This is a genomic window from Comamonas guangdongensis (assembly GCF_041079535.1).
GTDB lineage: Bacteria > Pseudomonadota > Gammaproteobacteria > Burkholderiales > Burkholderiaceae_C > Comamonas > Comamonas guangdongensis.
This window is the reverse complement of the sequence record NZ_JBFYGN010000027.1, coordinates 1-18122: the sequence shown is the minus strand read 5'-3', so window position 1 is coordinate 18122 and position 18122 is coordinate 1. Positions and strand designations below refer to the sequence as shown.

18 protein-coding genes are annotated in these 18122 nt (G+C 64.1%); 14 read left to right on the top strand and 4 right to left on the bottom strand.

What is annotated here, in order from left to right; genetic code table 11:
- The first annotated feature begins 54 nt into the window (after positions 1-54).
- The 4 genes from cysT (at position 55) to AB6724_RS18560 (ending at position 3757) form a co-directional block, all read left to right on the top strand.
- A complete protein-coding gene (gene cysT, locus AB6724_RS18575) occupies positions 55-912 on the top strand; it encodes a sulfate ABC transporter permease subunit CysT (protein WP_369340019.1) in 858 nt (285 codons plus the stop codon).
- Positions 912-1952 carry a sulfate ABC transporter permease subunit CysW gene (gene cysW / locus AB6724_RS18570; RefSeq protein ID WP_369340018.1) on the top strand — a complete coding sequence of 347 codons (1041 nt, stop codon included), beginning with the start codon at positions 912-914 and terminating at the stop codon, positions 1950-1952. The genes cysT and cysW overlap by 1 nt, the downstream gene beginning before the upstream one ends.
- A gap of 29 nt (positions 1953-1981) precedes the next feature.
- Complete coding sequence (locus AB6724_RS18565; RefSeq protein ID WP_369340017.1) at positions 1982-3109, top strand: sulfate/molybdate ABC transporter ATP-binding protein; 1128 nt, start codon at positions 1982-1984, stop codon at positions 3107-3109.
- 147 nt (positions 3110-3256) lie between these two features.
- Entirely contained in the window at positions 3257-3757 is a 501-nt protein-coding gene (locus tag AB6724_RS18560) for a disulfide bond formation protein B (protein WP_369340016.1), read from the top strand.
- A 75-nt stretch (positions 3758-3832) separates the two neighbouring features.
- Here the strand turns inward: AB6724_RS18560 and AB6724_RS18555 are convergent, their stop codons facing one another.
- On the bottom strand, positions 3833-4510 hold the full coding sequence (locus AB6724_RS18555; RefSeq protein ID WP_369340015.1) for a glutathione S-transferase: 678 nt from the start codon (positions 4508-4510) through the stop codon (positions 3833-3835).
- A 479-nt stretch (positions 4511-4989) separates the two neighbouring features.
- Here AB6724_RS18555 and AB6724_RS18550 point away from each other — a divergent pair, with 479 nt between their 5' ends.
- Positions 4990-6441 carry a sensor domain-containing diguanylate cyclase gene (locus AB6724_RS18550; protein ID WP_369340014.1) on the top strand — a complete coding sequence of 484 codons (1452 nt, stop codon included), beginning with the start codon at positions 4990-4992 and terminating at the stop codon, positions 6439-6441.
- Positions 6442-6524: 83 nt separating this feature from the next.
- On the opposite strand, the gene AB6724_RS18545 is transcribed toward AB6724_RS18550, so the two are convergent.
- Entirely contained in the window at positions 6525-7388 is an 864-nt protein-coding gene (locus AB6724_RS18545; protein WP_369340013.1) for a LysR family transcriptional regulator, read from the bottom strand.
- Positions 7389-7495: 107 nt separating this feature from the next.
- Here AB6724_RS18545 and bla point away from each other — a divergent pair, with 107 nt between their 5' ends.
- Positions 7496-8401: a class A beta-lactamase gene (gene bla, locus AB6724_RS18540; RefSeq protein WP_369340012.1), complete on the top strand. Its 906-nt coding sequence runs from the start codon at positions 7496-7498 to the stop codon at positions 8399-8401.
- A gap of 57 nt (positions 8402-8458) precedes the next feature.
- Here bla and pdxR read toward each other — a convergent pair whose 3' ends face one another.
- Positions 8459-9940 (bottom strand): MocR-like pyridoxine biosynthesis transcription factor PdxR, encoded by a 1482-nt coding sequence (pdxR, locus tag AB6724_RS18535; RefSeq protein ID WP_369340011.1) that lies wholly within the window; start codon positions 9938-9940, stop codon positions 8459-8461.
- A gap of 111 nt (positions 9941-10051) precedes the next feature.
- Between pdxR and AB6724_RS18530 the strand changes: the two genes are divergently transcribed.
- The 5 genes from AB6724_RS18530 to AB6724_RS18510 all read left to right on the top strand — a co-directional run bounded on the left by AB6724_RS18530 (position 10052) and on the right by AB6724_RS18510 (position 15679).
- A complete protein-coding gene (locus AB6724_RS18530; RefSeq protein ID WP_369340010.1) occupies positions 10052-11293 on the top strand; it encodes a benzoate/H(+) symporter BenE family transporter in 1242 nt (413 codons plus the stop codon).
- A 4-nt stretch (positions 11294-11297) separates the two neighbouring features.
- Complete coding sequence (locus AB6724_RS18525) at positions 11298-12110, top strand: YggS family pyridoxal phosphate-dependent enzyme (RefSeq protein ID WP_369340009.1); 813 nt, start codon at positions 11298-11300, stop codon at positions 12108-12110.
- A complete protein-coding gene (locus tag AB6724_RS18520; RefSeq protein WP_369340008.1) occupies positions 12107-12799 on the top strand; it encodes a glutamine amidotransferase in 693 nt (230 codons plus the stop codon). The genes AB6724_RS18525 and AB6724_RS18520 overlap by 4 nt, the downstream gene beginning before the upstream one ends.
- Before the next feature lie 120 nt (positions 12800-12919).
- Positions 12920-14143: an aspartate aminotransferase family protein gene (locus AB6724_RS18515; protein WP_369340007.1), complete on the top strand. Its 1224-nt coding sequence runs from the start codon at positions 12920-12922 to the stop codon at positions 14141-14143.
- Positions 14144-14254: 111 nt separating this feature from the next.
- On the top strand, positions 14255-15679 hold the full coding sequence (locus AB6724_RS18510) for a chloride channel protein (protein ID WP_369340006.1): 1425 nt from the start codon (positions 14255-14257) through the stop codon (positions 15677-15679).
- Positions 15680-15769: 90 nt separating this feature from the next.
- Here the strand turns inward: AB6724_RS18510 and AB6724_RS18505 are convergent, their stop codons facing one another.
- A complete protein-coding gene (locus AB6724_RS18505) occupies positions 15770-16288 on the bottom strand; it encodes a DUF1697 domain-containing protein (RefSeq protein WP_369340005.1) in 519 nt (172 codons plus the stop codon).
- A 304-nt stretch (positions 16289-16592) separates the two neighbouring features.
- On the opposite strand from AB6724_RS18505, the gene AB6724_RS18500 reads away from it, so the two are divergent.
- The 3 genes from AB6724_RS18500 (at position 16593) to AB6724_RS18490 (ending at position 18001) form a co-directional block, all read left to right on the top strand.
- On the top strand, positions 16593-16862 hold the full coding sequence (locus AB6724_RS18500; protein ID WP_369340004.1) for a DUF4287 domain-containing protein: 270 nt from the start codon (positions 16593-16595) through the stop codon (positions 16860-16862).
- Positions 16863-16982: 120 nt separating this feature from the next.
- Entirely contained in the window at positions 16983-17330 is a 348-nt protein-coding gene (locus tag AB6724_RS18495; RefSeq protein WP_369340003.1) for a hypothetical protein, read from the top strand.
- 254 nt (positions 17331-17584) lie between these two features.
- Positions 17585-18001, top strand: a complete 417-nt coding sequence (locus AB6724_RS18490) for a DUF4279 domain-containing protein (RefSeq protein WP_369340002.1) — start codon at positions 17585-17587, stop codon at positions 17999-18001.
- Positions 18002-18122 lie beyond the last annotated feature (121 nt).

Genomic DNA, 18122 nt, shown 5'->3' with positions numbered 1-18122 from the left:
GCATCGAGGCCCAGGGCGTGCACGCGAAACCTCTCCGAGTCTGACCTCTGATCTATGTCTTCTGCTGCTCTAGCCCCGCGCAAGGCGCGTAGCGCCAAGCGCGTTCTGCCCGGTTTCGGGCTGACACTGGGCTATACCATCTTCTATCTGAGCATCATCGTGCTCATTCCGCTGGTCGCCCTGCTATTCAAAAGCTTTTCCCTGACCTGGGAGCAGTTCTGGACTGCTGTTTCGGCTCCGGCCGTGGTGGCGTCCTACGAGCTGTCTTTCACCATGTCCTTCATTGCGGCCTGCGTGAATGTGGTGTTCGGCATGCTGATCGCCTGGGTGCTGGTGCGCTACCGCTTTCCCGGCAAGAAGGTGGTGGATGCGCTGGTGGATCTGCCCTTCGCCCTGCCTACGGCCGTGGCCGGCATCGCCCTGTCGGCCCTGTATGCGGGCAATGGCTGGGTCGGGCAGTACTTCGAGGCCCTGGGCATTCAGATGGCCTACAACCCCAAGGGCATCGCCATCGCGCTGATCTTCATCGGCCTGCCGTTTGTGGTGCGCACGGTGCAGCCGGTGCTCGAGGACTTCGAGAAGGAGCTGGAGGAGGCCGCCACCAGCCTGGGGGCATCGCGCTGGCAGATTTTCTACAAGGTCATCCTGCCGCATATCGGCCCGGCCTTGCTCACGGGCTTCGCCATGGCATTTGCGCGCGCCGTGGGCGAATACGGCTCGGTGATCTTCATCGCCGGCAATATCCCCATGGTTTCCGAAATCACTCCGCTGATCATCATGGCCAAGCTGGATCAGCATGATGTGGCAGGGGCCACGGCCGTTGCCGTGGTGATGCTGCTGATCTCTTTTGTATTGCTGCTGCTGATCAACGCGCTGCAGGCATGGCAGCGCAAGGCGCAGGGAGGCCGCTGATGTCCAATATTCATGCAGCCATTCAAGCGCTGTTTCCCAATCTGCTGCCCATCTGGGCGCATCTGCTGACGGTTGTCGCCATTGCCCTGGTGGTTCTGCTGGCTCTGTACAAGATCACGGCGCCGCCCAAGAGCGCCAAACTCGAGAAGATGAGCACCACCGAGCCGCGCTGGGTGCGCTGGATGCTGATCACGATCGCTCTGGTCTTCATGGGGCTGTTCCTGATCCTGCCGCTGCTGTCGGTGTTCGGCGAGGCGCTGCGCAAGGGCTGGGATGTCTATGTCACGGCACTGGGCGAGCCCGATGCGCTCTCGTCCATCAAGCTCACGCTGATCACGGCGCTGATCGCCGTGCCGCTGAATCTGGTCTTCGGCGTGGCCGCGGCCTGGTGCATTGCCAAATACGAATTCAAGGGCAAGGCCTTTCTGACCACCTTGATCGATCTGCCGTTCTCGATCTCGCCCGTGGTGGCCGGCCTGATGTATGTGCTGGTGTTCGGCGCCAACGGCTGGCTGGGTCCCTGGCTGGCCGAGCATGAGATCCAGATCATCTTTGCCGTGCCCGGCATCGTGCTGGCCACCGTGTTCGTGACCTTCCCCTTCATCGCCCGCGAGCTGATTCCGCTGATGCAGGCCCAGGGCAGCGACGAGGAGCAGGCCGCGATCGTGCTCGGCGCCTCGGGCTGGCAGACCTTCTGGAACGTGACCCTGCCGAACATCAAATGGGGTCTGGTCTATGGCGTGATTCTGTGCAATGCCCGTGCCATGGGCGAGTTCGGTGCCGTGTCCGTGGTTTCGGGCCATATCCGCGGCCAGACCAACACCATGCCGCTGCATGTGGAAGTGCTGTACGCCGACTACCAGGCCGCCGCCGCCTTCGCCGTGGCGTCGCTGCTGGCGCTGCTGGCCCTGGTGACGCTGGTCATCAAGTCGCTTGCCGAGTGGCGTGCCGAGCAGCAGGCCAGGGCCGCTGCCGAAACGCCGCCCGAGCGCCCCGGTCAGATCGGCCTCGCCGCGAACCAAACCGCCAAGACAGCCTGAGCTGTCCGCACCTGAACCAGAGATTCATCATGAGTATCGAAATCCGTAATGTCAGCAAGCAATTCGGCGATTTTCAGGCCCTGCGCGATGTCAGCCTCGACATCAAATCGGGCGAGCTGATTGCCTTGCTCGGTCCTTCGGGCTGCGGCAAGACCACGCTGCTGCGCATCATCGCTGGCCTGGAGACCGCCGACGTGGGCAGCATCCACTTCAGCGGCGAAGACACCACCGATGTGCATGTGCGCGACCGCAACGTGGGCTTTGTGTTCCAGCACTATGCGCTGTTCCGCCACATGACCGTGTTCGAGAACGTGGCTTTCGGCCTGCGCGTCAAGCCGCGCAAGGAGCGCCCCAGCGAGGCCGTGATCCGGGAAAAAGTCATGAAGCTGCTCAAGCTGGTGCAGCTGGACTGGATTGCCGATCGCTATCCCACCCAGCTCTCGGGCGGCCAGCGCCAGCGTATCGCGCTGGCCCGCGCGCTGGCCGTGGAGCCCAAGGTGCTGCTGCTCGACGAGCCCTTCGGCGCTCTCGACGCCAAGGTGCGCAAGGAACTGCGCCGCTGGCTGCGCCAGCTCCACGACGAGCTGCATGTGACCTCCATCTTCGTGACCCACGATCAGGAAGAGGCGCTGGAAGTGGCCGACCGCGTGGTCGTCATCAACCAGGGCAAGATCGAGCAGGAAGGCACGCCCCAGCAGGTCTGGGACAACCCCGCTACGCCGTTTGTCTATGGCTTCCTGGGTGACGTGAACCTGTTCAAGGGCCGTGCCAGCGACGGCCGGGTCTATCTGGACGAAGGCATGCAGCTCGACAGCAGCGATGCACATGGCGCCAAGGACAGCCAGGCTTTTGCCTATGTGCGTCCCCATGATCTGGAGGTGGAGCGCTATTCGCCGGGCCAGAATCTCGACGCCCAGGGCCGGCCCACGGGCATCGTGGCCCAGCTCTCGCGGGCCATCGTGGTCGGTCCCATCGCGCGGCTGGAACTTATTCCCTCCGAGTCGGCACAAAGCACGGACAATGCCGGAGATGAGGGCCTGATCGAGGCCCAGATCCCCGCGCAGCAGTTCAAGGACATGGGCCTGCGCGAGGGCGAGACCCTGGTGGTCACGCCGCGCCGCGCCAAGGTGTTCCTGGACCAGGCTGCGGGGATCTGATCCCCCGAACGTCCGCGCCGCGAGGCGGCTCTTGCTCGAAAGGGGAGATGCATGGGCAGAGGGGGGGACTTGAATCCCGCGTGCCGCGCGGTAGGCGCTATCCTCGGCCTTGCATGACCCGAAAAATTTCGCAGAAAGAGAGCACTGATGCTTCAATGGTTTGAAACCGCGCCCCGGCGCATCCTGGCCCTGATCTGTCTGGCCTGCGTGGCCATGCTGGCCTTCGGGCTGTACCTGCAACATGTGGTGGGGCTGGAGCCGTGCCCCATGTGCATTGTGCAGCGCTACGCACTGATTTTTGTAGCGGTATTCGCCGGTCTGGCAAGTGCCAGAGGCTCAAGGGGCTGGTGGATGAGCCTGGGCGTGCTGGCGCTGCTGATGAGCGGCTTCGGCGCTTTCGTGGCTGCGCGCCAGAGCTGGCTGCAGTGGTACCCGCCCGAGTTCGCGACCTGCGGCCGCGACTTCTACGGCATGATCGAGCACTACTCCTTCAGCCGTTCCATCCCCATGATCTTCCAGGGCTCGGGCGATTGCGCGGCCGTGGACTGGACCCTGCTGGGCGGCTCCATCGCCAACTGGTCGTTTATCTGCTTCGCGCTGTTCTTCGTGCTCCTGGCCCTGTTGCTGGCCAAGGGCGGCAAGCGCTGAGCGCCATCGGATCCGCCAAAGAAAAAGCCCCTAGGCCATGCGGCCCAGGGGCTTTTTTCATGGCCTGGAGGCGGCTCAGTCGCTTTCCACGCTTTCGCTCACAAAGGTCGGGCCCGTGGTGCCGGGCGTCCAGCCCGGATAGGTTTCCATCACCTCGGCAAACAGGGCCGAGTCTATCCAGCGCTGCAGCCAGTCCTGCAGATGAGGCCAGGGCTGCTCGTGCCACTGGGCTTCGTCGATACGCGCATACTGGCGCACAAAAGGGCGCAGCGCCATGTCGGCCAGGCTGGGATTGAGGCCGAACAGATAGCCGGTTTCCTGGAGCTGGTCGTTGAGCGCGGACAGCCAGGTCAGCGCATCGGCCTGGGCCTGGTTGACTTCCTCGGCACCGTGGCGCTCGGGGTATTTGCAGCGGTCCAATGCCTGTTTGAAGAAACCGTCGTTGCGCGCGATCAGCGCCAGCATCTCGTCGAGACCGCCTTGCGTGGGGGCCAGCCAGCCGTCGGGGTCGTTGCCGTGCAGTGCGTGCAGCATGATCTCCAGGCTTTGTTCTATCACCTTGCCGTCAGCCAGCTGCAGCACCGGCACCGTGCCCTTGGGCGAGGCATCCAGCAGCGCCTGTGGCTTGCTCTTCAGATTGATCTCGCGCAGCTCGCAGGCCAGACCCGCATGGGCCAGCGCCAATCGGGCGCGAATGGCATAGGGGCAGCGGCGGAAGGAATACAGAATGGGCAGGTGGGAAGAAGCGGTCAAGGCAGAGGGTATGAAGAAATGGGAAAAACAAAAGCGCCAAAATTGCTGGCGCCTGCTGGATGCGTACTGTACCCGCAGCCATGAAGCCATGCATGGATGTGCGGTAACTGGATGGCTTGGAGCGGCGGGCACAAGCCGTCCAGGCAGCGTGAACGGACGCTGGTGGCTTTTGCCGATCTGACGTAATTTATGCGGGACGGCATGGAGTCCGGGATAAACAGCTTCTACGGCGGCGGGTATTCGCTCTATATTGACGGAAATCAACTTGAATTCTCCAGCGCACTGCGAGCCTTTCGCCGGCGCATGAGGCTCGAGCGCGGATACTGGGAGAGCGTGGAGATCTGGTGGGCGGCGTTTGACTGTCTTGAAGAGCAGAGCACACGGAAATGGTGGAAACAGTGAACGACAGCAATCACACGAATTTGCTTCGCTGGTTTTCTTTCAACAAGGACTCCAACGGGTCCTCGGCCCCTTATGTCATGGTGATTGTCGGGGTGGTGATCGCACTGTCGATGGCTGCGATCTGCGCGCTGGTCCTGTACCAGAGCCGGCTGGACGCGATGGAGCGGGCCACCGAGACCTCGCGCAATCTCGCTCTTCTCGCGGAGCGCGATATCGAACGCAATTTCGAGCTCTATGCGCTGTCGCTGCAGGCCGTGGTCGATGGCGTGAACGACCCGGAGGTGATGGCCGTGCCGAACCATGTGCGCGACATCGCGCTGTTCGACAGGGCCGCGACCGCCAGCTATCTGGGCTCGATCCTGGTGCTGGACGCCGAGGGCAACATCGTCATCGATGCGGCCAACAAAGCACCCAGACAAGGCAATTTCGCCGACCGCGAATACTTCAAGGTACATCAAGACAACCCGAACGCCGGCCTGTATGTCGGCCATCCCTATGCGTCGCGGCTGCGCGATGGTTCTTTGAGCATTCCGCTGAGCCGTCGGATTTCCCGCTCCGACGGCTCCTTCGCCGGCGTGGTGCTGCTGGCCGTGCAGCTGGACTATTTTCACCAGCTGTTTGCCGCGCTTTCGCTGGGGTCGCATGGATCGGTGGCGCTGATGCGGCAGGACGGCACCATGATCATGCGCCAGCCTTACGACGAAAAAGTCATCGGGCGCAATATACGCAATGCGAGCACCTTCAAGCATTTCCTCACGACCACGGAAGGCAGCTTCTCGGATACCTCGGTCATCGACGGGGTGCAGCGGCTTTACTACTACAAGAATCTGCCGAACCTGCCGCTCATCATCATGGTGGCCGAAGCCCATTCCGATATCTATGCGGCTTGGCGACATCGTGCGCTGACCATTGCCGCGGTCATGAGCGTGCTCGCCACGGCCTTCATAGGCCTGTCCTTTGCTTTCGGGGTACAGCTGAGGCGCCGCATGCGTGCGGAATCGGAGCTCGCCATGCTGGCGCGCACCGACGGGCTGACCGGACTCCACAACCGTCGCACGCTGGGTGAGATCCTGGATCAGGAATGGCGCCGGGCCAGGCGCAACCGCAGCGTGTTCTCGCTGCTGTTCGTCGATATCGACAGGTTCAAGGTCTACAACGACACCTATGGTCACCAGGCCGGGGACGACGCTCTGACGGCCGTCGCAAAGTGCATAGGCGAGAACATTCGCCGTCCCGTGGACAGCGCGGCCCGTTATGGCGGCGAGGAATTCATCGTGGTCTTGCCGGACACCTCGCCTGAAGGCGCGGCCTCCATTGCCGAAAATATCCGCACGGCCATCTCCGATCTGGCGATCGAGCATGTAGGCAGCGAGCACGGTCATGTCACCGCCAGCATAGGGGCGGCGGTGTGGACGCCGGAGCGGGACATGGACGTGTCCGCCGTCATCCGTGCGGCCGACGAAGCCCTGTACAGTGCCAAGGCCACGGGGCGCAACAAGGTCGAACTCTCGACCTCGCATCTGGCCTAGCCCAGGACATAGGGCGGTAGCGCCTGAGCCTTTCTCCGTGACGACCTGTGCCCAGGCTGTAGCCAACCGGTCTGAAGCCTGACTCAGTCCGCCTGCAGCTGGGCGCTCAGCCATTGCCGGAAGGTCTGCAACGCGGCACTGGCCGGCCGGGACTTGAGGCGGGTGAGCCAGTAGGCGCCGGTGTCGACCTCATGGCTGAAGGGGCGCACCAGGCGGCCCTGCAGCAACATATGTTCGAACATGCGCGTGGGCAGCAGCGCGACGCCCGCGCCCTGGGCAGCGGCTTCGGCCAGGGTCAGCGAGGAATCGAACATGGCGCCGCGGGCCAGCGGCGCGCTCTGCTCCAGCGCTGCAAACCAGCTCTCCCATTCCTGGGCGCGGTAGGAGCGCAGCAAGCTCAGGCCGGCCAGATCGGCGGGTTCGCGCAGGCGCTGGGCCAGGGCCGGGGTGCACATGGGAGAGAGCGGGGCGCGCAGCAGCATCTGCGCATGGGTGCCATGCCAGGCACCGTCGCCAAAGCGCACGGCCGCATCCAGGCCCTCGGCGGCCAGATCCACGCGGTTGTTGTTGGTCAGCAGGCGCAGATCGATATAGGGGTGCAACTGCTGGAACTGGCTCAGGCGCGGAATCAGCCAGCCGATGGCAAAAGTGCCGACCACGCCCACGGTCAGGATTTCGCGCGGGCGCGGCTCGGCCACCTGCTGCAGGGATTGCTCTATACGCTCGAAGCTCTGGGCCACCACGGGCCATAGGGCCTGGCCCTCGTCGGTCAGCGCCAGGCCGCGCGGCAGACGGCGAAACAGCGGCTTGCCCAGGCGCTCCTCGAGGTTGCGGATGTGCTGGCTGACGGCGGCCTGGGTCACGTGCAGCTCCTGGGCGGCACGCGTGAGGTTGAGATGGCGCGCGGCAGCATCGAACATGCGCAAGGCGTTCAGAGGAAGTTGCATCGCAAGATAAAAGTTTTTCTAATGCCTGATGCCAAATATTACCGCTGGTCCACACAGATTGCGCGCTATATGCTTCAACTTGTAGAACTTAACTAGAAGAGGAACTTATGCAGAGACGCAGCGTACTGACATCGGGACTGGCCTTGGGCCTGGGTGCCTGGGGTTTGACGGGCTGTGCTTTCGTGTCCAAGCAGCAGGCCGCCGCTGCCAAGACACTGGAGGGAGATCTGGCCGCCGTCGAGGCTCGGTCCCAGGGGCGTCTGGGACTGCATGTGCTGGACACGGCCAGCGGTGCCGAAGCCGGCTGGCGCAGCGACGAGCGTTTTCCCATGTGCAGCACCTTCAAGACCTTGCTGGCCGCACGCGTGCTGCATCTGGTGCAGGCCGGCGAGATCAGCCTGGGGCGTAAGCTGTACTACTCGCCGTCGGAGCTCGTGCCCTGGTCGCCGGTGTCCGGAAAGCGCGCGGGTGCCAACGGCGGCATGACGGTACAGGACCTGTGCGAAGCTGCCGTGGTGGTGAGCGACAACACGGCGGCCAATGTGCTGCTGCAGGCCACGGGCGGCCCGGCCGCGCTCACGCAGTGGCTGCGCACACTGGGTGATGACACCACACGCCTGGACCGCAACGAGCCGACGCTGAACGCCGCGATTACCGGCGACGAACGGGACACGAGCACGCCGACCGCCATGCTCAACACCTTGCAAAAGCTGTTGCTGGGCGATGTGCTCGAAGGCTTTGGCCGGGCCTTGCTGCAGCAGTGGCTGATGGACAGCCGCACGGGAGACAAGCGCCTGCGCGCCGGCATGCCGTCCGAGTGGAGCGTGGGCGGCAAGACCGGCACGGGCGAGAATGGAACCGCCTGCGACAGCATCATCATCTGGCCCACGCCGCAGTCGGCGCCGGTGCTGGTCACGGCCTATCTGACGGGCAGCAAGCTCGACGCCGCAGAGCGGGAGGAGGTGCTGGCCCAGGCGGGCGAGGCCGTCAAGCGCTGGTATTACGCGATCTGAGCCTGGGCCCGATTCCGGGGGGCCATGCCAGGCGGGTCGTGCGAGCGGGCCCGCCCGTCAACGCCTGAGCGTTTGCAGCACGACGGCCAGCTTTTTCACGGCCAGCTCCAGCTCGCCGGGCGTATGGGCCGCAAACCCCATCAGAAAGCCTGGTTCGTGAACGGGCGCAGCATGCAGGGCCGTGAGTCCCAGCAGGTCGATTCCGGCGCGGCGTGCCGCATCGACGGCCTCCTGCTCCGGAATGTCGCAGTTAAAGACGCAGGGCATCTGCATGCCGCCGGCGGGCACCCGCGGCTCCAGGAAGCCGGCCAGATGCTCGCGCACCAGCTGCGCCAGCATGTCCCGCCGCTGCGCATAGACGGCGCGCATGGTGCGCACATGCGCGCCCAGGTGTCCGCCCTCAATGAAGCGCGCCAGCGTCAACTGCGGTATGGGCGCGCTATGCCCGTCTTGCAGGGTGCGGGCCACGGTCATAGGCCCCACCAGCACTGGCGGCAGCACCATATAGGCGATGCGCAGGCCCGGAAACAGTGATTTGGTGAAGGTGCCGATATAGATCGTGCGCTCGTGGGGATCGAGTCCTTGTACGCAGGCCGTGGGCTTGCCCGCATAGTGGAACTCGCTGTCGTAGTCGTCCTCGATGATCCAGGCCTGCTGCTGCCGAGCCCACTCGATGACGGCCAGCCGCCGCTCCAGCGCCAGCGTGGCCCCGCTGGGGAACTGGTGGGAGGGGGTGAGGAACACGGCCCTGGCGGGCGCTGCGTCGTGCAGAAGCTCCACCTGCATGCCGTCGGCATCCAGTGGTACGGGTACGCAGTTCAGGCCCGCGGCGTCGAAGGCCTTGCGCGCGCCGTGATAGGCGGGATCTTCGATAAAAATGTGCTCGCCGGCATCGAGCAGCAGATTGGCGCACAGGGTCAGCGCCTGCTGCGAGCTGGTCAGCACCAGCACGCGATCGGCCGTGGCGCGTGCGCCGCGCTCCAGGTTCACATAGTCGGCAATGGCGCGGCGCAGCGCCTCCATGCCCTGGGGCGGGCTGTGCAGCAGCGCCTGCGTGCCGTACTCCTTGAGTACCTGCCGCTGCAGCCGCTCCCAGGTGTGCAGCGGGAAATTCCGTGTTTCCGGCACGCCGGGTGCAAAAGCGCGTGGCGCCAGAAAGTCGCGCACCCCGCCGCCCGCGAACATGGCCTGGCCGCGCTGACTCAGTCGCAGCGCGGGCCCGGGCTGCACCGAACGCCGTGCCAGGCCATGCCCCGGCAGGCGTTGCACCTGCGCCGAGACAAAGCTGCCGCTGCCCACGCGCCGCTCTATGAAACCTTCGGCATGCAGCTGGCCATAGGCGGCTTCTACCGTGTCGCGCGACACGTCCAGGGACCGGGCCAGAGCGCGTGAGGCGGGCAGGGGGCGGCCCACGTCAAGCGCGCCATCGAGGATCAGCTGTCGCATGGCGCGTTGTATGCGCACATGCAGCGGCAAGTCGCCATGTGCGGGGTCGCCCAGCCAGGCTTTGACGGATTCGAGTAGTGCGTGTTTGAACAATTGGTCTGTATGAATGGTGGAAAGTGGTGGGTGCTAGCAGGCCATTAAACACCTATAAATCCCGCATCCGTACCAAGCCCTGCCATTTTTATCGGGAGCCTTATCCAGACCATGTCATCCGCCAATCCCTCTTCGCCCCCGCACTGGAGCGATCTCATCCATCCCGTCGTGGCGGGACTGATCTCGGTCATCGTCAACTACGGCGGCACCTTCATACTGGTGTTCCAGGCCGCCAAAGTGGCGGGCCTGAGCCCCGAGCTGACGGCCTCCTGGGTGTGGTCGATCTCGATAGGCGTGGGCCTGAGCGGCATTTTGCTGAGCTGGGCGACGCGCACGCCCGTCATCACGGCCTGGTCCACGCCGGCCGCAGCCTTTCTGGTGACGGCCCTGGCCGCCACGCCCTATGCCGAAGCCGTGGGCGCCTACCTGATTTCCGCAGCGGCCTTTGTAGTGCTGGGGCTGTCGGGCTGTTTCGAGCGCCTCATTCGGCTGATTCCGCCTGGGGTGGCAGCCGGACTGCTCGCGGGCATCCTGCTGCCTTTCGGCATCAAGGCCTTTGCCGGCATGAGTCTCGACCCCGCGCTGGCCGGACTGCTGATCGCGGCCTACGTGCTGCTCAAGCGTGTCACGGCGCGTTACGCGGTCGTCGGCATCCTGGTGCTTGGCCTGAGCTATCTGCTGCTGCAACAGCACCTCGATCTGTCGGGGCTGGAGCTGAAGCTTGCGGCTCCCGTGTTCACCAGGCCCGAGTTTTCGCTCAACGCCTTGCTCAGCGTTGCGCTGCCGCTGTTTCTCATCACGCTGACCGGCCAGTACATGCCTGGCATGCTGGTGCTGCGCAACGACGGCTTCAAGACCAGCGCCAACCCCATCGTGACCGTCACGGGGCTGGGCTCGCTGCTGATGGCGCCCTTCGGCTCGCACGCCTTCAACATCGCGGCCATCACGGCCGCGATCGCCACCGGTCCGGAAGCGCACCGGGACCCGTCCAGGCGCTGGATCGCGGGCATGGCCGCGGGCTTGTGCTACATCCTCGTCGGCGTGTTCGGCGTGACCCTGGCCGCGGTCTTCATGGCCTTGCCGGCCACCTTCATCGCTACCCTGGCGGGCCTGGCCCTGCTGGGCACCATAGGCGCCAGCCTGGCCAATGCGCTGGCCGATGCCCGGACGCGCGAGGCCGCACTGATCACGTTTCTGGCCGCTGCGGCCAATATCTCCTTGCTGGGCATTGGCGGTGCGTTCTGGGGACTGGTGATAGGTCTGCTGGCCCATGCTGTGCTCAATGGCCGCCTGCCTCGGCGCCGGCAGTCTGCTGCGGCCGCCAGCGCCGTACCCGCCGTCGGAAAGGGCTAAGTCCATGCAGCTGTCAACCAATACCCGCCATGAGAGCCACGGCCTCTATCCCCAGGCCGGCAGCGTCGAGGATTTCCGGCGCAACCTCGCGGACGTGCAGGCCCGCATCGCAGCCGCCTGCCGGCGTGCCGGGCGCGACCCCGCCGGCGTGCGCCTGCTGCCCGTGAGCAAGACCAAGCCCGAAGCCAGTCTGCGCCTGGCCTATGCGGCGGGTTGCCGCACGCTTGGCGAGAACAAGGTGCAGGAAGCGCTTGGCAAATGGGAGTCCATGCAGGATCTGGCCGACCTGCGCTGGTCGGTCATAGGCCATCTGCAGACCAACAAGGCCAGGCTGGTGGCGCGCTTTGCCAGCGAGTTCCAGGCGTTGGACAGCCTGCGCGTGGCCGAGGCGCTGGACAGACACCTGCAGGCCCAGGGGCGGTCGCTGGAGGTGTTGGTTCAGGTCAATACCTCGGGCGAGGCCAGCAAATACGGGTTGGCGCCCGAGGAGTTGCGGGACTTCATACAGCAACTTTCGGCATTTTCCGCGCTGCGCGTGCGCGGGCTGATGACGCTGGCGCTGTTCTCCGCCGAAGCCGCCAGGGTGCGCCGCTGTTTCGCTCTGCTGCGCAATCTGCGCGAGCGCCTGCGCCAGGAGGCGCCGGCCGGCATCGCGCTGGACGAGCTGTCGATGGGCATGAGCGGCGACTTCGAGATCGCCATCGAGGAGGGCGCGACCGTGGTGCGTGTGGGCCAGGCCATCTTCGGGGCACGTCCGCTGCCCGACAGCTTTTACTGGCCCGCAGCTTCCGGGTCCGAGACACAGGAGTCGGCATGAAAACCGCGATTGCCATTCGCCATCTGCATTTTGAAGACCTGGGCTCGCTGGAGCCTTTGCTTCTGGCGCGTGGCTACACCGTCCGCTATGTCGATGCCGCGCTGCAGGACCTGGGCCGGATCGACGGAGCCGATCTGCTGGTGCTGCTCGGCGGACCCATAGGCGCGTTCGATGACCTGAGCTATCCCTTCATTCTTCAGGAGCTGGAGCTGGTGCAGCGCCAACTGGCGTCGGGGCGCGCGTTGCTGGGCATTTGTCTCGGCGCGCAGCTGATTGCCCGCGCACTCGGGGCCAGGGTCGCCCCGATGGGCGTGAAGGAAATCGGTTTTGCGCCGCTGACGCTTACCGCGGAAGGCGCGGCCTCGCCGCTGTCTGAGCTGGAGGGCCAGCCGGTGTTGCACTGGCACGGCGATCGCTTCGATATTCCGTCCGGTGCGACAGTCCTGGCTGGAACGGCCGTCTGCGCACACCAGGCATTCGCGCTGGGCCGCCAGGTGCTGGCTTTGCAATGCCATCTGGAGGTCGATCCGCTGCGGCTGGAGCAGTGGCTGGTCGGCCATGTCTGCGAGCTGGCCCAGGCCGGCATCGATCCGCGCAGCCTGCGTGCCGAAGCGCGGGAGCTCCAAACCAGCCTGCCGCTGGCCGCATCCCGGGCTTTCGGGCGCTGGCTGGACGGCATCGAGGAGTAGCCGCTCCGATTGCGGCCCTGACTTTGCTGCCGGCAGCCGTGCCGGCGAAGGTCCCTGCGTTTCCGGTCCGAAGCGATTCGGGCCGCCTGTTTTCTTCGCATTTCTTTGGAGCTTTGCTTTATGCAGTCAATCCATTCACGCCTGATGCGGGCCTATGCCCGCCAACCCGTGTCCTTTGTGCGCGGCAGCGGCGCGTGCCTGTGGGACGAGTGTGGTCGCGAATACCTGGACGCCATCGCCGGCGTGGCCGTCACCAGCCTGGGCCATGCCCATCCCGAGATTGCCGCCGTCATCGCCGAACAGGCCGCAACCCTGCTGCACACCTCCAATGTGTTCCGCATCGGCTGGCAGGAGCAGCTTGGCGAGCGGCTGTGCACGCTGAGCGGCATGGAAAAAGCGTTCTTCTGCAACTCGGGGGCCGAAGCCAACGAGGCGGCCATCAAGCTTGCGCGCCTGCACGGGCAGCGCAGAGGAGTGGCGCGGCCGCAGATCCTGGTCATGGAAAACGCTTTTCACGGCCGCACTCTGGCCACGCTCTCCGCCACGGGCAATCCTGCCAAGCAGGGCGGCTTCGAGCCGCTGATGCCGGGCTTTGTGCGCCTGCCCTATGACGATATCGAGGCCGTGCGCCGCGCGGCGCAGGACTGTGCCGACATCGTCGCCGTGCTGGTCGAGCCCGTGCAGGGCGAGGGCGGCATCCGCGTCGCGAGTCCCGGCTATCTGCGCGCCTTGCGCGAGCTCTGCGACCGCCAGGGCTGGCTGCTGATGCTCGACGAGATACAGACGGGGCTGGGTCGCACCGGCGCCTGGTTTGCCCATCAGCACGCCGGCATCGAGCCCGATGTGATGACCCTGGCCAAAGCCTTGGGCAACGGCTTTCCCATAGGCGCCTGCCTGGCGCGCGGCGCTGCGGCCGACCTGTTTTCGCCGGGCCAGCATGGTTCCACCTTCGGCGGCAATCCCCTGGCCTGCCGCGTGGCCTGCACCGTGCTCGACATCATGGTGCGTGATGAGCTGCCGCAGCGGGCCGCCGAACTGGGCGAACGCCTGCTGAGCGGCCTGCGCCGGGTTCTGGATTCTCATCCGCAGGTGCAGGCGATACGCGGCCTGGGCCTGATGGCGGGGATAGAACTGGACCGCAACTGCCAGGATCTCGTGGGCCGCGCGCTGGCCGAGCAGCAATTGCTGATCACCGTCACCCGCGAACGCACCATCCGACTGCTGCCGCCCCTGGTGTGCAGCGGGGCGCAGATCGACGACATCGTGGCGCGTACGGCCCGTCTGCTGGCGCTCGATACGGAGGGGAGTACGGCACCGCCGCATATGGAGGACGCTGCGGCTTGAGTCCCTGGGGAGGACGCACAGCGAGCTGCGAGGTGGCAGTGGCCGCTGCACGTGTATTGGATAGGGCACAGAATAAAGCCCTCCATCGCCCGCGTTCACCGTAGCCCGCCCATGCAGCAAGAGCCAGATTTTTTTCACAATCTCAACCAGGAAATGCGCGATGGCCGGCGCTGGCTGGAGCGCACCGTGGTGCTGGCCTATGCGGCCGTCGCGGGCCTGAGCGTGGTGGCTTTCACGCTGCTGGCCGATGCGGCATTCGGCTTTTTCGAACGCCTCTACCACTGGCATGGGGGCTGGCTGGTGCTGCTGTGGATGCCCGCGCTCACGGCCGCCGCCGTCTGGGTGACTCGCAGATGGGCGCCGGGCGCTGGCGGTTCCGGCATTCCGCAGGTGATTGCCACGCTGGAGCCTTCGGTGGACACGGGTCTGCGCCGGCGCTTTGTTTCGCTGTGGCTGTCGTTTGCCAAGATCGTTCTGGGCAGCGTCGGCTTTGCGGCCGGCCTGTCCATAGGGCGCGAAGGCCCTTCGGTGCAGGTGGCGGCCGGCGTCATGCATTCGGCCCGGCATTGGCTGGGCCCCAAATCCGCGATCAACAGCCATGCGCTGCTGGTGGCAGGCGGTGCCGCGGGCATTGCGGCGGCCTTCAATGCGCCGCTGGCCGGCGTGGTGTTCGCGATTGAGGAGCTGTCACGCAAGCTCGAGTCGCGCTCCAGCGGCCTGATCATTGCGGCCATCGTGCTGGCCGGCCTGATGGGGGTGTCGGTGTTCGGCAACCTCAGCTATTTCGGCCGCATCCGCGTCTCGCAGCTGGGCTGGCACGACCTGCTGCCCTGCCTGGCCGTGGCTTTGAGCTGCGGCGTGCTGGGCGGCCTGTTCGCGAAGCTGATGACGCTTTCGCTGACCTCGTCGACCGAGAGGCTGAATCGGCTGAAGTCGCGCTTTCCCATCCGTTTTGCGGCGCTGCTGGCACTGCTGATCGCCGTGATCGGCCTGGTCACGGGCGGCGCCACCTTCGGCGCGGGCTCGGAGGCCGTCAAGCACATGCTTCAGGGCGAGGCCGATGTGCCGGAGTTCTATGTAACGCTGAAGTTCATCGCCACCTGGCTGTCGGCCTGGGCCGGCGTGCCGGGCGGGATTTTCGCGCCTTCTCTGTCCATAGGCGCGGGCGTGGGCAACAACGTCGCGCAGCTGGCCGGCGTCTCGGACATCGCGCCGGCGCTGATTGCCATGGGCATGGCGGCGTTTCTGGCCGCCGTGACCCAGGCGCCGCTGACGGCCTTCATCATCGTGATGGAGATGGTCGACGGCCATTCCCTGGTGCTGAGCCTGATGGCCTCGGCCATGATCGCCAGCATGGTCTCGCGCATGATTGCGCGCCCGCTGTATGAATCGCTGGCCCAGCATATGCTCCACGTGGCAAGAGCATCCTTGCCGAAAGAGCCGGAGGCTGAAGCAGCTGTGCTTCAGACGAAAGCAGCCGCGCCAGAGTCACCCGGCGAGCAGGCAGATCCCGATTCTGCGGGCAGGCCTCGTTGAAGCTGGGTTTAGGCAAGTTGCGCGGGTCTCGGTTCGACCCATTTCAGCCGTGCGGTACGAGTGCTCGAGCGATCGCCTTACGCAGGAAACCTATGCCTTGGCACACTTGATGACCGTATCGAGCGTGCGAGTGGTGATGTCCTTCCCGAATGAGCGTTCGAGCAGGCGCATGAACACGGGACCTTTCTTCGGATCTGGCACATAGGCGCTGAAGACCTCCGTGGCATTGGCCTTGACAATGCTTGCACCGTCGCTCTCTATGGGCAGCTTCACGTCTGGCGGCATCGGGCCGCGGAGAAAGGTGACAACCCGCTTGGCCGAAGGAGCAAGGCTGAACTCGGCGAAGGGGTCCGAGTCGATGAGGTCCTGGAGATAGCAGACCGGGCGCACGAAGGTGTCGAAGCCGTGGCCCAGTTCGGACCGCATCGCCTGCTCCGCGCGTTGCTCCAAACTGGACAGCGACGACGATTGCGCGTTGAACACGACGTTTCCGCTGGAAAGCAAAGTTCTCACTTCGGAGAAGCCCGCGGCCTCGAAGCACAGCTTAAGTTCGGGCATCCGAGCGTTCATCGGGCTGACGCCGCGAAGAAAGGCAACATATCGCGACATGGTCATCTCGTAATAGATGGTGAACCGCCACGCATTGTGGTCGGCAGCAAATGTAGGATGGCGTTTCTCCGCACTGCTTGGCCAATGATAGACGAGCGTCGGCTAACGGTTCAGCGCGCCGTCCCGCCAAGCTGGGATGCAGGTCTTTGGCTGCATTTTCTCGCGCCAACCTAAACCGCAAGCGCCAGATATGGCTGGGGCATGGTGCGGTTCGGAAGCAACAATGTGCGCTGCGTCCAAGGCATCCCGTAAGGGGCCTTGGATGCTTTGCGCCAGACCCCTTATCCAGTCATCGGAGGCGCACATGGCAAGCGAGCAAAAGATCAAAGGACCCGCGTCCTACTTCCCATCCATTGAGAAGGCCTACGGGAAGCCAGTCACGCACTGGATCAAGATTCTCGATGGCCTGCACGATAAAAAACATATGGAACAGGTCGCCCACCTCAAGCTCGAGCACGGCATCGGTCATGGGCATGCGAATGCGCTTGTTGCATACCATCGGGCACAGGTCCGGTGCCTAATAAGCGATTCGAGCCGATGTAGCCTCACTTCAATACTGTATTTGCATGCATGAGCGCATGCCTCAAAACCAGGCTACACGCCTCTTGCTGCGTTTTTGTGCAAATTTAGGCCACAAGCGCCAGATATGGCCTTTGGTCTGGTGCGGTTTGCATTACGTTAGGCCTCCGAGCCAATGAAATTCAAGAAAGTGCTGCGTGAAGCGCTGCGGTTCTGGCCGTCGCGGATACCAATTTCTGACGGAAAGCTGTTGACCGGCCGCGGGGGGCTATTTCCGCAGCTGAACGGGCTGTTGGATATTGCAGAAGATCATGCAAAGACGTGGAGCGAGGCGCATCAGCTGATGGTTTGGGCGGTCTTCTGCACCCTGCACAAAAGTGCGGTCACGAGCTTCGAAGCGGGTCAAGACTGGATGGCCAAATCGGATCTTGACATGAGGTATCTCCGCCGGAAGTACGAAGAGAGCCATGTTCGCCCATGGCAATCACTACCCACGCCAGATGCTACGTGCATATCGCCGTGAGCTGGCGGCTAGGGGGAGACCTGGCCAGCTGTGCGAGCAGACTCACGTCGGCAAGCCGCCGCTCGCCGTTCAGCGTTGAGTGCCTGCTTCTTGTTACTGCCAGCGGCGGCTCGGCCGGTTGCGGCTGTCGCTGTTCAAACCAAAGGAGACTTTTGATTCGCTGAGGCGAGAGACCACTTTGCAGTCTATAGAGTCGCTTTTTTCTCTTGCTACCATATTGAGCGAAGTTTTGAGTCAGTTTGAGGGGGTGTTCGATGGGTCTGATAGCTCGTTCAGCAGCCGCACTTCGGCTGAGAGGTGACGATTTAATTCCAGATGAGATCAGCGCGCTACTAGGCGTGCCGCCGACAAATGCCGCTCAAAAAGGACAGGAAGTTGTCGGACGAAACGGCAAGGTACGGATCGCCAGAACAGGATCGTGGTATCTCGAAGCTGGCGAGCGCAGGCCAGAAGATTTGGAAGCACAGGTGTTTGAGCTATTAAGCCAACTTACTCCGGATCTTGAAGTTTGGGACAACCTCAGTAGACGGTATACCCTAGATCTGTTTTGTGGGATTTTTATGGACAGCTACAACGACGGGTTAGCTCTTTCCTCGAAAGCTTTATTGGCGCTAGGGCAACGATCTATCAAACTCGACTTGGACGTATACGAAAGTAGTGGGAACTTATGAAGCAGGGAAGCTCCTCCCTGCTGCCCGCTTGTGGTTGTCGCTGTTCGAATACGAAGGGACTTTCCTAGCCCAGCGCTGGTGCGCGAAGTTCAGCATGGATGCCCGGAAGTCCTATCGGATT